The 13007-nt window shown below is 68.1% G+C and carries 14 protein-coding genes and 1 riboswitch; of the genes, 7 read left to right on the top strand and 7 right to left on the bottom strand.

The features are described from left to right. The first annotated feature begins 2 nt into the window (after nucleotides 1–2). On the top strand, nucleotides 3–518 hold the full coding sequence (locus AC1DNE_RS19430) for a protein-tyrosine phosphatase family protein (protein WP_441472755.1): 516 nt from the start codon (nucleotides 3–5) through the stop codon (nucleotides 516–518). An 87-nt stretch (nucleotides 519–605) separates the two neighbouring features. On the opposite strand, the gene AC1DNE_RS19425 is transcribed toward AC1DNE_RS19430, so the two are convergent. The 6 genes from AC1DNE_RS19425 to AC1DNE_RS19400 all read right to left on the bottom strand — a co-directional run bounded on the left by AC1DNE_RS19425 (nucleotide 606) and on the right by AC1DNE_RS19400 (nucleotide 6404). Next, complete coding sequence (locus tag AC1DNE_RS19425) at nucleotides 606–1406, bottom strand: ABC transporter ATP-binding protein (RefSeq protein ID WP_441472756.1); 801 nt, start codon at nucleotides 1404–1406, stop codon at nucleotides 606–608. Nucleotides 1407–1416: 10 nt separating this feature from the next. Next, on the bottom strand, nucleotides 1417–2460 hold the full coding sequence (locus AC1DNE_RS19420; protein WP_441472757.1) for a FecCD family ABC transporter permease: 1044 nt from the start codon (nucleotides 2458–2460) through the stop codon (nucleotides 1417–1419). Next, nucleotides 2457–3488 (bottom strand): ABC transporter substrate-binding protein, encoded by a 1032-nt coding sequence (locus tag AC1DNE_RS19415; RefSeq protein WP_441472758.1) that lies wholly within the window; start codon nucleotides 3486–3488, stop codon nucleotides 2457–2459. The genes AC1DNE_RS19420 and AC1DNE_RS19415 overlap by 4 nt, the downstream gene beginning before the upstream one ends. A gap of 273 nt (nucleotides 3489–3761) precedes the next feature. Further along, nucleotides 3762–3971, bottom strand: a riboswitch (cobalamin riboswitch). A 77-nt stretch (nucleotides 3972–4048) separates the two neighbouring features. Further along, nucleotides 4049–5050 carry a 1-aminocyclopropane-1-carboxylate deaminase/D-cysteine desulfhydrase gene (locus tag AC1DNE_RS19410; RefSeq protein ID WP_441472759.1) on the bottom strand — a complete coding sequence of 334 codons (1002 nt, stop codon included), beginning with the start codon at nucleotides 5048–5050 and terminating at the stop codon, nucleotides 4049–4051. A 26-nt stretch (nucleotides 5051–5076) separates the two neighbouring features. Continuing rightward, nucleotides 5077–5472 (bottom strand): (R)-mandelonitrile lyase, encoded by a 396-nt coding sequence (locus tag AC1DNE_RS19405; RefSeq protein WP_441472760.1) that lies wholly within the window; start codon nucleotides 5470–5472, stop codon nucleotides 5077–5079. A 149-nt stretch (nucleotides 5473–5621) separates the two neighbouring features. Beyond that, the gene (locus AC1DNE_RS19400) at nucleotides 5622–6404 is read right to left on the bottom strand and encodes an IclR family transcriptional regulator (RefSeq protein ID WP_441472761.1); all 783 of its coding nucleotides are present in this window, start codon (nucleotides 6402–6404) and stop codon (nucleotides 5622–5624) included. A 141-nt stretch (nucleotides 6405–6545) separates the two neighbouring features. Here AC1DNE_RS19400 and AC1DNE_RS19395 point away from each other — a divergent pair, with 141 nt between their 5' ends. From AC1DNE_RS19395 to AC1DNE_RS19370, 6 genes are all read left to right on the top strand, one after another. Next, a complete protein-coding gene (locus AC1DNE_RS19395; RefSeq protein WP_441472762.1) occupies nucleotides 6546–7208 on the top strand; it encodes an amino acid ABC transporter permease in 663 nt (220 codons plus the stop codon). Beyond that, nucleotides 7205–7855: an amino acid ABC transporter permease gene (locus tag AC1DNE_RS19390; protein ID WP_441472763.1), complete on the top strand. Its 651-nt coding sequence runs from the start codon at nucleotides 7205–7207 to the stop codon at nucleotides 7853–7855. The genes AC1DNE_RS19395 and AC1DNE_RS19390 overlap by 4 nt, the downstream gene beginning before the upstream one ends. Continuing rightward, the gene (locus AC1DNE_RS19385; RefSeq protein ID WP_441472764.1) at nucleotides 7842–8573 is read left to right on the top strand and encodes an amino acid ABC transporter ATP-binding protein; all 732 of its coding nucleotides are present in this window, start codon (nucleotides 7842–7844) and stop codon (nucleotides 8571–8573) included. The genes AC1DNE_RS19390 and AC1DNE_RS19385 overlap by 14 nt, the downstream gene beginning before the upstream one ends. A 36-nt stretch (nucleotides 8574–8609) precedes the next feature. Beyond that, complete coding sequence (locus AC1DNE_RS19380; RefSeq protein WP_441472765.1) at nucleotides 8610–9410, top strand: transporter substrate-binding domain-containing protein; 801 nt, start codon at nucleotides 8610–8612, stop codon at nucleotides 9408–9410. Nucleotides 9411–9575: 165 nt separating this feature from the next. Beyond that, the gene (locus AC1DNE_RS19375; RefSeq protein WP_476841160.1) at nucleotides 9576–10616 is read left to right on the top strand and encodes a succinylglutamate desuccinylase/aspartoacylase family protein; all 1041 of its coding nucleotides are present in this window, start codon (nucleotides 9576–9578) and stop codon (nucleotides 10614–10616) included. After that, nucleotides 10613–11557 (top strand): threonine ammonia-lyase, encoded by a 945-nt coding sequence (locus AC1DNE_RS19370; protein WP_441472767.1) that lies wholly within the window; start codon nucleotides 10613–10615, stop codon nucleotides 11555–11557. The genes AC1DNE_RS19375 and AC1DNE_RS19370 overlap by 4 nt, the downstream gene beginning before the upstream one ends. Nucleotides 11558–11664: 107 nt before the next feature. Here AC1DNE_RS19370 and AC1DNE_RS19365 read toward each other — a convergent pair whose 3' ends face one another. Beyond that, complete coding sequence (locus AC1DNE_RS19365; protein ID WP_441472768.1) at nucleotides 11665–13005, bottom strand: four-carbon acid sugar kinase family protein; 1341 nt, start codon at nucleotides 13003–13005, stop codon at nucleotides 11665–11667. Nucleotides 13006–13007: the final 2 nt, after the last annotated feature.

Below are 13007 nucleotides of genomic sequence, written 5' to 3'. Positions count from 1 at the left end.
GGATGATCAGCACCCGAACAGGCTTCATCCGACGCGTCGATCTGCCGGCCGGGATCGCCGGCGCGCTCTGGCTCGGGCCGATGCCGGGCCGGCTGAGGCCGCTGGCGGATGACCTCGCTGACCTGACGCAGCAAGGGATCACCCGCATCATCTGCCTGACGCCCGCGGAAGAGATCAGGCTGAAGTCGCCGGACTACGCCGCGCGGCAATCCGATCTCGGCATTCCCGTCACGCGCTTTCCGATCGGTGATTTCGGCGTTCCCGACGATGGCGGCGGCCTGAAGGCTCTTGCCGAGGAGGCCGCTCGGGACCTGAATGCGGGGAGGGAGCTGTTCGTTCACTGTGCAGCCGGCATCGGCCGGACCGGGATGGTCGCGACCTGCATCCTGGTCGCGCTCGGCCTGAGCGGTACGGAGGCCGTTGCGGCCGTAGCCGCCGCCGGCTCGGGGCCGGAGACGGAGGTTCAGCAGCAGATGGTCGCGCGCTATGCCGAGGAGGCGGTGCATTCCGGCCCCTGAACCGGGCGCTTGCTGCGTTTTGATCGAAACGCATGTCATCCCGGGTCAAGCCCGGGCCGGCGGCGTGGTTCCGTGCCAGATCGGCATCTAGAGCGCCCGCGATCCTGCTCCCGGCTCCTCCCGATCGAGGTCGACGAGATATTCGATGTGCCGGCGCCCCGCATGTCCGGGCTTGATCGCCACGGCTACGCCGAAGACGGTGCGGATGGTCGCTTCCGTCAGCACGGTTTCCGGCGCGCCCGCCGCCAGCAGGCGGCCGTGATGCAGGAGTGCGATCTCGTCGCAGAACAGCGCGGCGAGGTTGAGGTCGTGCAGCGCGACGATGCAGGTGATGCCGAGCCGCCGGATCAGCGTCAGGATCGAGAGCTGATGCTGGATGTCCAGATGGTTCGTCGGTTCGTCGAGGATCAACTCGCTCGGCTCCTGCGCCAGCGCCCGTGCGATATGCACGCGCTGGCGCTCCCCGCCCGACAGCGTGTGCCAGAGCTGGTCGTGCCTGTCGGCAAGCCCGACGCGCGCGAGCGCCGAATTGACGGCGGCCTCGTCCGCGGCGGCCCAGGAGGCGAGTGCGGCGCGATGCGGCGTCCGGCCGAGCCGCACCACGTCGCACACGGAAAGCTGCACCTCGGTCGTAGCCTGCTGCTCGACGAAGGCGAGCCGGCGCGCCAGCTCGCGGCGCGGCACGCTCGCGATGTCGCGCGCGTCGAGCGTGACCACGCCGCCGGCCACATTGCGCAGCCGGCAGAGCAGCCTGAGCAGGCTCGATTTTCCCGAGCCATTGGGGCCGATCAGGCCGAGGATGCGGCCGGGAGCGGCATGAAGCGTCACGCCGTCGACGATCATCCGTCCGGCGGCACCCCAGCGCACGTCATGGGTCGCGAGTGTCATGCCGGCTTCCTCACGCAGGCCTCCTGGCTCGATAGAGGATCAGTGCGAAGGCGGGCGCCCCGAACAGGGCTGTGACCACGCCGATCGGCAGGATCTGCTGCGGCACCAGCACGCGCGACAGGATGTCGGCGAGGATCATGAAGATCGCGCCGATGACGAGGCAGGCCGGCAGCAGCCGGGCATGCCCCGAACCCACGAGGAAGCGTGCGGCATGCGGGATGACGAGGCCGACGAAGCCGATCGTCCCGACAATGCTGACCATCGCCGCGGTCATCACGGCGGTCGTCGCGAACAGGACGATCCGCACGCGCATTACCGCCACGCCCAGCGAGGCGGCGGCATCGGCGCCGAAGGCAAAGGCGTCGAGCGCCTTGGCGTGCAGCATGCAGACACCGAAGCCGATGAAGGCGACGGGGGTCGCGATCCAGAGGTCCGGCCAGCGCACGCCGCCGAAATTGCCGAGCAGCCAGAACATCACCCCGCGCGCCTGCTCGGCGCTGGCGAGCGTCGTCACGATGGTCGCGGTGGCAGCGTTGAAAAGCTGTGAGGCGGCGACGCCGGCGAGGATGACGCGGTCGCTTGCGCCGCCGGTCCCCGCCGCGAGCAGCGCGACGACGGCAAGCGCGGCGCAGGCGCCGATGAAGGCGCCCGTCGAGAGGCTCACCGCCATGCCGCCGATGCCGACGCCGAGGATCAGCACTGCGACAGCCCCGGTGGAGGCGCCGGCCGAGATACCGAGGATATAGGGCTCGGCCAGCGGATTGCGCAGCAGCGCCTGCAGGATCACGCCCGACAGCGCCAGCGCCCCGCCGCACAGCCCCGCCATCAGCGCCCGGCTCAAGCGGTAGTCGAAGATGACGCCCTGCTGGATCGCGCCCACCGGCAGGCCGAGATCGAACAGCCCGTTGCCGAGTGCCTTGAGCGCGACGTCGAACGGGATCGCCATCTCGCCGATCGTCACCGCCAGCGCCACCGAGACGGTGAGCGCCAGCAGCGACAGGAGCGCGAGGCCGATCCGCGCCGGCCAGTTCGGGCCGTGGGCGGCGTGGCTCAAGGCGCGAGGCCGAAGCTGGCGATCGCCTTGGCGAGCGTCTCGATGCCGTCGACGGTGTCGAGCCCCGCACGGGTAGCACCCACGTCGATGATCACGACGCGGTTGTTCTTCGCCGCGTCGAGCTTGCTGGCGACGGGGTCGGTCTTCAGGAATGCGAGCTTCTTCTCGATGTCATCAGCCGGGAAGCGGCGCCGGTCCATCTTCACGGTGACGATCACGGCCGGGTTGGCGGCGGCGATGCTCTCCCACCCGACCAGCGGCCATTCCTCATTGGTGGCGATGATGTTGCGCGCCCCGAGCTTGGACAGGATGTAGGCAGGCACGCCGTTCCTGCCGGCCATGAATCCGTCACCCTTGATGTCCTTGCTGGAGAACCAGACGACGACGGGGACGTCCTGCGCCTTCAGCTTTGCGATCTGCTCGACCGCCTTGTCCTCACGAGCCTTCAGTTCCGCGACGAGCGTCTCGGCGCGGTCGCTGACGTCGAAGATCTGCCCGAATTCGCGGATGTTGCGATAGACCAGTTCCATCGAAAACATCTGCGTGCGCACACCGTCGCCGGGGCCGGAATTGTCCTTGCCGACGCAATCGGTCGGCGAGACATAAGTCGGCACCTTCACCTTATGGAACTGGTCGCGCTTGCCGACGATGCCGTTCGGCCCGACATGCCATTCGAACATTGCGGTGACGAGATCGGGCTCCTGCCCGACCACGGCCTCGAAGCTCGGGTCGTTGTCGGCCAGGCGCTTCACCTTGGCGTTGGCGGCCTCGTAGGGCTTGGCGACGGGCGAGAACCAGACGGCGGTGCCGACCACCCGGTCGCCGAGGCCGAGCGCATAGAGGATTTCCGTCTGGGTTTGGCCGATCGCGACGACCCGCTTGGGTGCGGCGTTGAAGGTGATGGTCTCCCCGCAATTCTCCAGCGTCAGCGGATATTGCGTCGGCCCGGCCGCGGCTGGCGCGGTGAAAAGGGCAGCGCCGGCTGCGGCAGCGAAGAGGGCGGGCAGCAACGAAAAGACGGGACGCATGGAGGCAACCGGGCTGAGCTGGACACCGCGTCGGCGAAACCGGGAGGCTTCGGCGCGAGGTCCAAGAAATGTAACAATGTTGCATTTCTCATAGATCGCACGACGCGACCGCGTCAAGCGTGCCGCGGCCTTCGCTGCGGACCGGCCAAAGATCATCGACATGGAATTCATCGCTCCCCGAGATGAGGGCGGGGGAGCTTCGCAGGACACGGCCGGTGGCGCGGATCTGGAGCCGGCCGCCGACGCGCACCCCTCCGGAACACCCCGCCCGAAAGACGCCTTGCGATCGCGGCAGGTCTCCTGGCTCGCGGGTCGACGCCTGATCCGCCCGGCCTTCCCGGCGCAGGGCGCCAGTGGACGATGGACGGAGGGCTCGCCGCTTACAGTTGCGGGGGCAGCCTCGGCATTGGCGCGGGACGCGCCTCACCGAATTCCCTCTTAGCTCCGGGCGAAACCCGGAGAACCTCGATCGACCGGCACCATAGAGCGGTGCCGGGGCTCGTCAAGCGGGCATGCGCCAGAGCCGGATCCGGTCGGGTTTGAACCCGATCGCGCGTGCTCTAGCTCAGCGTTCGAAACAGGCCGAATTGCGAGAAGAGCGCGGCGGTGCCGCCCGTATGGAGAACACAGGCGGGCTCGCTGCTCGGGATCCCTCCGTTGGCGAGCTGTTCGAGGAAGCCGGCGCAGGTCTTCGCCGTATAGACGTGCTCGATCAGGATGCCCTCGGTGCGGGCAAAGCTCAGGATGGCGGCTTCCGAGGCGGGCGTCGGGACACCCCAACCGCCACCGAGATGGTCCATGTGATAATGCGGCGGTGCCTGCTCCCATGCGGCGACATCGAGCCCCGTCCGCTCCCGCAGGCCCTCATAGATCCGCCCGACATGGCCGGCCAATTCGTCCCGCTCGTATTCGACGCTGACGAGATGGATCTGGAAGGGATGGCCGAGCAGGGCATTGCCGAAGATGAAGCCGGCTTCGGTCGGCCCCATCGAGCCGGCGAGGAAGACATGCCGGATCGGCGCCTCCTGCTGCTGCGACTGCTCATGCAGTTCCAAGGCGGCGCGGACGTAGCCCATCGCACCCAGCACGGAATCGCCGACGATGTACGGCGTGCGGCCCTGCCGCGCGAGGTCCACGGCCGCCTCCGCAAGCGCCGCATTGCGCTGGCTTTCATCGACCGAGCCAAGGAAGCGCAGCTCGGCGCCGAACAACCGGTTCAGGAAGGAGGCCTGGCGGTTCTCCGGCGTGTCGGGCGCGTTGTGCAGGACGACGCAATCGAGCCCGACCAGCGAGGCTGCCGCGGCTGTCAGGCGGCAGAGATTGGAGCTGGCGCCGCCGCCGACCAGAAGGATGTCGGCCCCCTTCTCCAACGCCGCGCCCAGCCAGTATTCGAGGCTGCGCAGCTTGTTGCCGCCGAGCGCGATCAGCATCAGATCGTCGCGCTTGGCATAGATGCCGGGTCGACCGAGTTTCGCCTCGAAACGGCGCAATCTCTGGAGCGGCGTGGCGGTTTCGAGCAGAACGTGACGCGGCTCCCGCAGGAGGCTGGAAAGCTCAGGCATCGTCGGTCGCTCTCGTCAGGCGGTTATCAGCCGCCATACTGGCCGTCGGAGACCTGCTCCAGCCAATCCACGACCTTGCCGTCCTTGGCCTCCTGGACGGCGATATGGGTCATCCCGGTAGACGGGCCGGCACCGTGCCAGTGCTTCTCGCCGGGCGGGAACCAGACCACGTCGCCGGGCCGGATCTCCTCGATCGGCCCGCCCCAGCGCTGCACCCGGCCGACCCCGCTGACGACGATCAGCGTCTGGCCGAGCGGATGCGTATGCCAGGCCGTCCGGGCTCCCGGCTCGAAGGTCACACTCGCGCCCTGCACACGTTCCGGTGCGTGCGGGTTGAAGAGCGGATCGATCCGGACCGACCCGGTGAACCAGTCGGCCGGCCCTTTCCCCGACGGCCGCGAGCCCGCGCGCATGATCTCCATGACGATCTCCTTATGGTCTGAGCTTCGGCAGACGGGTGGGTTTGTCGGTGACAGCTCGTCCGCGCCGCTTCACCGTGAGGGATCACCCGAAAACCGTGACCGTCAAGGCCTTCCGTGCCCGTCGCGAGGCGCTCGCGATCAGGCGTTCCTCAGAGCGAAAGCTGCGAACCGGCCTCGCGGCAGGAGGCCTTGAGTGCGAGCAGGATCGCCTCCTCGTCGGTGGCGCTGCCATGGCGCTGCAGGCAGGGCACGAGGATCGCGGCTTCCGCATGGCCGCTCGGGCCGATCACCGGGCAGGCGATGTCGGTCACGGCCATGATGTCGCGGCTCGGCGCGACGCGATGCCCGCTCGTGCGGATGTCCGCCAGGATGCGGCGCGTCTCGTCGCTCTCCAGTTTGTCCCGGTCGGCCTGGGAGGCCTCCTTCATCAATTGCCGGCGACGTGCCTCGCTCTGGAAGGCGAGGATGAGCAGGCCGGAATTGGCGTCGAGCGCCGGCCTTCCATAGCCGGGGCGCACGATGACGCTGGCATCGAGATGGCCGGATGTGGTCGCGAGCACGACGGTCTGGGCCCGGCTCAGCACGACCAGGTGGGCGACCATGCCGCTTTCCTCGCTGAACCGCTCCATCAGCGGCAGCACGATCGAGGTGAGCTGGCGCCCGCCCGGCGTGCGGATGCCCAGGTCGAACAGCCGCCGCGACAGGCCGAGGCGGTCGGTGCCGGGCTCGCGGGCGAGATAGCCGCGCTGCTGCAGCACGAAGACCATGCGGAAGATCTCGCTCTTGGAGCGGGCGAGGCGCTCGGCGATCTCGCGCGTCGACAGCGGCTCGCCGACCTCGGCGAGGAGCTCGAGGATGTCGAGCCCCTTCTCCAGGGCGGGAGCCGCGTAGGTGCTTTTGTCTCCGCTCTCGGAGTCGGGCAGGTCGCTCATGTCTTCCTGTTTCATATATGAAACTTGACATCAAATAAGAAACGAACCTAGCCTCCTCGTAAAGGGGAGGCGGATGGTGCGATGGCCTGATCATATCGCGCATTCGAGCAGCGCAGCGACAGAGCCGCAAGGCGGCCGGGCATGAAATACGGCCTGCAGTTCCGCGACGTCTTCGCGGCCTGGGAATCGATCCTCGACGGTGTCTGGGTCACGCTGATGCTGTCGGCGGCGGCCATGGTGGGCGGTCTGGTCATCGGCATCGCCTGCGCGGCGGCCCGCGTCTATGGCCCGGCCTGGCTGCGCCGCGCGGTCGGCACCTATGTCGAAATCATCCGCAACACGCCGCTGCTGGTCCAGCTCTTCCTGATCTTCTTCGGCCTGCCCAGCTTTGGCCTGAGGCTCGACGGCTTCACCGCCGCGATCATCGCGCTCGTCGTCAATCTCGGCGCCTACACCACCGAGATCGTTCGCGCCGGGCTCGAGGCCGTGCCGAAGGCGCAGGTCGAGGCCGGCCGTTCGCTCGGCCTCTCCGGGCTGCAGGTCTTCCGCTACGTCGTGATGTTCCCGGCGCTGAAGTCGATGTTCCCGGCGCTCGCCAGCCAGTTCGTGCTGCTGATGCTGGCGACCAGCGTCGTCTCGCAGATTTCGGTCGAGGACCTCTTCCACGCGGCCTCGATCGTGCAGTCGCGCACCTTCCGCGACTTCGAGGTCTACACCGTCATCGGCGTGCTCTATCTCGGGCTCGCCTTCGCCTTCCGCGGCCTGTTCGCGGGCATCTACTACTGGGCATTCGGCAGGCGATGATCCGCGAATTCGGCCTCATCGATGTGATGTATCTGGTGGCGGCAGCGCGCTGGACGCTGGCGCTCACCGTCGCCGCCTTCATCGGCGCCTCGCTGATCGGCATCGTCATCGCCATCGCCCGCATCCTGCCCTTCGCGCCAGTGCGCTGGCTCTCGGCGGCCTATATCCACGTCGTCCAGGGTACGCCGCTGCTGGTCTGGCTGTTCGTGATCTTCTTCGGCCTGCCGCTCATCGGCATCTCGGTCAATCCGTGGATTGCGGCCGCGACCGCCTTCTCGGTCTATGGCAGCGCCTTCCTCGGCGAGATCTGGCGCGGCGCGCTGGTCTCGATCGCTAAGACGCAGTGGGAGGCCGGCGCCTCGCTCGGGCTCTCGCTCTGGGAGCAGTTGCGCTACATTATCGTGCCGCAATCGATCCGGGTCGCGATCCCGCCGACGGTCGGCTTCCTCGTCCAGCTGATCAAGAATACCTCGCTCGCCGCGGTGATCGGCTTCGTCGAGATCACGCGCGAGGGCCAGCTCACCGCTGCCGGCACCTACAAACCCTTCGCCGTCTACATCACCGTCGCCGCGATCTATTTCGCGATGTGCTTCCCCCTCACGCAATGGAGCCGCTCGATCGAGCGGAAGCTCGATGTCGCTCGTTGAAATCCACGGGATCAACAAGAGTTACGGCGCCGTCCAGGTGCTGAAGGACGTCACGCTCGACGTCGCCAAGGGCGAGATCATCGCCGTGATCGGCCGCTCGGGCTCCGGCAAGAGCACCATGCTCCGCTGCATCAACGGGCTGGAGCCGGTCCAGGCCGGCGTCATCCGCGTCGACGGAACGCAGGTCAACGACCCCAAGACCGATCTGCGCAAGCTGCGCCAGGAGGTCGGCATCGTCTTCCAGAGCTTCAACCTGTTCCCGCATCTCTCGGTTTGCGACAACATCACGCTCGCCCCGCGCGTCGTGAAGAAGCAGGCGCCGGAGGCCGCCCGCGAGGTGGCGCGCGAGGTGCTCGCCCGCGTCGGGCTGGAGGACAAGCTCGACGCCTATCCCTCGCAACTCTCCGGCGGCCAGCAGCAGCGCGTCGCCATCGCCCGCTCGCTCGCCATGCGGCCGAAGCTGATGCTGTTCGACGAGGTCACCTCCGCGCTCGATCCCGAGCTGACCGGCGAGGTGCTCAAGGTTCTCGAATCCGTCGCGCAGGAAGGCATGACCATGATCCTGGTGACGCATGAGATGGGCTTTGCCCGCCGCTTCGGCTCGCGCGTCGTCTTCATGCATGAGGGGCGCGTCCACGAGCAGGGGCCGGCCGCCGCCGTGCTGGCCGAGCCGAAGACGCCGGAACTCCAGACCTTCCTCAGTGCTGTCCTGCACTGAGGCGGAAGAACAGACATCAACGAGGGGAGAGAGACGATGCGTTCACTGTTCGCAGGCAAATCTGTGCTGGCGGGGCTGGCCGCCCTGGCCGTCGCCGCCTTCGGCGCCGCCGAGGCCAAGGCCGACAAGCTCCAGGACATCCTGTCCAAGGGCGTGGTGCGCATCGGCGTGCCGCTCGACGCCCCGCCCTTCGGCGCGCAGGATGCGGACCGCAAGGCTGTTGGCTTCGACATCGAGATGGCCGAAATGGTCGCCAAGGGTCTCGGCGTGAAGCTGGAGATGCAGCAGATCACAGGCGCCAACCGCATCCCCTTCCTGATGACCGACAAGGTCGACATCGTCATCTCGGTGATGGGCCTCACGCCCGAGCGCGCCCGGCAGATCCAGTTCACCGCGCCCTATGCCAACACCTTCCTCGCGGTCTACGGCCCGAAGAGCTCGGTGGTGAGCAGCCCGGAGACGATCGGCTCGGCCCGCGTCGCCGCCGCCAAGGGCACGACGCAGGAGCTCGCCATCTCGGCCACGGCCCCCAAGGCCAGCCTGATGCGCACCGAGGACGACGCGACGGCGGCGGCGGCCTACATCACCGGTCAGGCCGATCTGCTCGCTACCAACTCGATCGTGGCGCAGGCGCTCGCCAAGCAGAACCCGAACAAGGAGTTCGAGCGCAAGTTCGTCATCCGCCGCAGCCCGGCGCATATGGGCGTCCAGATGGACCAGCATAACCTCGTGCGCTGGCTCGATGGCTTCATCTTCTTCAACACGATGAACGGCGAGCTCGATCGGCTCCACCGGAAGTATCTGGACATGCCGATGGACCCGCTGCCGCCGCTGTAGTCCACCCGACATCCGTCATTCTCGGGCGAAGCGAAGCGCAGACCCGGGAATCTCCTGACCAGAAGGCGCTGGTCGGAGCCTCATTCGGCCGGAGATGCTCGGGTCAGGCCCGAGCATGACGGCTTGTCTCGCCCCGTTCTTGAGTCTCGCCTTCGTGAGCCCGCCATGACCAGCCTCCGCCCCAAGCCGACCCCGCGCCCGTCCAGCGCCTTCCTCACCGTCGATCTCGACCGGGAGGGCAAGCAGCCCGGCTTCCTCATGATCCCGCATTCGCCGCATGACGACGCCTGGGGCGTGACGCGCGTTCCGATCGCCGTGATCAAGAACGGCAGCGGCCCGACCGTGATCATGGAAGGCGGCAACCATGGCGACGAGTACGAGGGGCCGATCACGATCTGCGACCTGATCCGCGATCTCGACCCCGGCCGCGTCCAGGGCCGGCTGATCCTGATGCCGGCGAACAATGTCCACGCCGTCATCGCCGGCCAGCGCACCTCGCCGGTCGACGGGCTGAATTTCAACCGCACCTTCCCCGGCGACCCGCGCGGCACGATCACCCAGCAGATCTCGGCCTTCGTCAGCGACCATATCCTGCCGATCGGCGACGCTTTCCTCGACCTGCACTCCGGCGGATCCTCGCTCGACATCATCCCGAGCGCCATCGTCGAGCCGACCGACGATCCCGCCCTGCACAAGCGCAATGTCGCCGCTGTGCAGGCCTTCGACGCGCCGATGACCGTCGTCATTAGCAATCTCGGCGAGCCGCGCACCGCGACCGCCGCCGCCTGCCGGGCCGGGCTCGTCACGGTCGGCACCGAAATGGCCGGCGGCGGCACGGTCTCGCTCGAAGCGCTCTCGGTCTGCCGGCGCGGCGTCGCCAATGTCCTCGACCATCTCGGCGTCGTCGTCCGCGAAAAGCCCGAGCCGAAGCGCGGCGACAGCCAGATCCTCGAACTCCCCGGCGTCTCGGCTTACGTCTATGCGACGGCCGACGGCATCTTCGAGCCCTTCCACGCCAACGGCGCCAAGGTCAGAGCCGGTGAGCCCGCGGGTCGCATCCACTGCACCTGGGACCCTTCGCGCCCACCGGAAACGCTGCATTACGCCGCCGACGGCATCCTCTACGGCAGGCGCCAGCCGGGGCGGGTGAAGCCGGGCAATTGCTGCCTGATCGTCGCGGCGCCCTATCGCGGAACCCTGTCATGATCGCGCTCGACGACATCCGCGCCGCCCGCCAGCGGATAGCTCCCCACATCCGCCGTACGCCGACGCTGCCTTATGCCAGGACGCGCGGCACGGATTTCGGCGGCGATGTCACGCTGAAGCTCGAATTGCTGCAGGCCGCTGGCTCCTTCAAGGCGCGGGGCGCGATGAACCGGCTGCTGACCCTGTCGAAGGACGAGCTGGCGCGCGGCGTCGTCACGGCCTCGGGCGGCAATCACGGCCTCGCCATCGCCCGATCGGCGCATGTGCTCGGTGTGCCCGCGACGATCTTCCTGCCGTCCAACGCTGCACCCGACAAGATCGCCAAGCTGCGCGACTGGGGCGCGGACGTCCATATCGTCGGTGCGATCTGGGACGACGCCAATGCCGCTGCACTCGCCCATGCCCGCGAGACCGGCGCGACCTATGCCCATCCCTTCAGCGATCCGGTCGTGGTCGCCGGGCAGGGCACGCTCGGCCTCGATATCCTCGACGACATGCCGGACGTTGACGTCATCCTCGTCGCCATCGGCGGCGGCGGGCTGATCACCGGCCTGTCGACGGCGGTGAAGGCGCTGCGACCGCAGACCCGGATCATCGGTATCGAGCCTGTGGGGTCGCCGACCCTGCATGCCTGCCTCGCCGCCGGCCGCCTCGTCGCGCTCGACAAACTGGAGACCCGCGTCGCCACCATGTCCTGCCGCCAGACCGATCAGGCGATCTACGAAGCCACTGCGCGCAATGTCGACGAGATCGTGCTGGTCACCGATGCCGAGATGGAGCAGGCGGCCAAATCGCTCTGGTTCGAGTTCGGCATCGCGGCTGACCTGTCGGGCGCAGCCGCACTGGCGGCGCTGCAGTCCGGACGGGTCGCGCTTACGGGCGGGGAGAAGGTCTGCGCGCTGGTCTGCGGCGCCGGCACCGACGGCTGCCTGCCGGGTTAGAGCCTGCTGGATTCTCCGGAACCGCGGGTCATCCCGGCCGGAGCGAAGCGTAGAGCCGGGATCCATGCCTGAACCTTGATCGGAAGCGTTCCGGCATGGATCCCGGGTCAAGCCCGGGATGACGGCGTGTTTCCGCGTGAGCTCCAGGTGTCGTCGAGCCCTGCACGCGCCTCGTCGTTGAAGAAGCCGGGCGGCCCCATCTGCCCGCCCTTCAGCACGATATCGAGCCCGTCGAGCCGGGAAACGTCGGAATGGGCGCGGCAGAGCGGCGCGCCGGGCACGCAAGGGCCGCGATAGGACAAGCCCCAGAGCGGCAGCGACCGGATCGCCATGGTCGAGGTGTCGCCGCCTGCGACGACGAGGCGGCCGATCGGGGCCCGCTCCATGATCGAAGCCAGCAGCCTGCCGGTCGCATTCGCGACGCTGCCGGCCGCAGCCGGCGCGCCTTCGGGCTGTTCCGTCACCAGCATAGCGTCACCATTCGCGAGTGCGGACAGTGCCGTTTCTCGCAGGCCCGTGGCATAGCTTTCGTCGGAAAGCAGGCGGTGCGGCTCGACGGGCAGCATTGCATAGCCCGTCGCGGCCTCGACCTGCTCACGTGTCACAGGCGAAAGGCTGCCAACGAGCGCGAGCACCGGCCCGACATGGCGATTGTCGATATGGGTGGGAGCTGTCTTCGCCGCAGACCCCGCAGACTCCGCAGGCGCTGCGGCGAAGGCACGCGCGACCGAACTTGCGCCGACGGCCAACATCGGGCCATCCGCCAGAGCCGTGGCAAGAAGCGCGCCGATCGCCGTAAGGTCAGCCTCGGTCGCGACATCGAACAGGATGGCCTGCGTGCCGTCGGAGCGGGCACGGGCCACCGCCGCCCAAGCGTCTGCATAGGCGCGGTAATCGACCAGGCCGAGGCCCTCTAGGCCCTGCGCGGCGAGGTGCCAGCGCAGATCGGCTTCGGCCATGGGCGTTACAGGATGACGGCTCATCGTCGGGTGCCGGTCGATGCGGTGGATCGTGCCGTCGCCACCCGCCGCGAACAGGTTTCCGAACAGGCAGTAGCGCCCGAGATTGGGTTGGCCGCCGAGGATCGGTACGAGAGGATTGGCGAAGAAGGGCTTCAGTGCCGCGACGGCCGCGCCGATGCTGCCGACATGCGGCGCGCTGTCGAAGGTCGAGCAGCATTTGTAGTGCATCAGCCCGACACCTTGCCCGGCGAAGAAGCGCCCGATCTCCGTCAGTTCCGCCGTGATCGCCTCCGGCGCCATCGCGCGGCTCGCCCCGGCGATGCCGATCGCGTCGAGCGGGCCGGCTGCGGCAAGTTGGGCTTCGTCCGGTTGGCGCAGGAAGAGCAACGCGCGGAAGCCGCGCTCGGCCAGCGTCGCCAGCGTATCGGTCGAGCCGGTGAAATCGTCGCCGTACCAGCCGTAGAGAGGCGTGCGTTTCGCGGTCACGG

Source organism: Allobosea sp. 05L423, assembly GCF_056397745.1.
The sequence above is the reverse complement of the archived record's forward strand: the minus strand, read 5'-3'. Positions and strand labels throughout refer to the sequence as shown.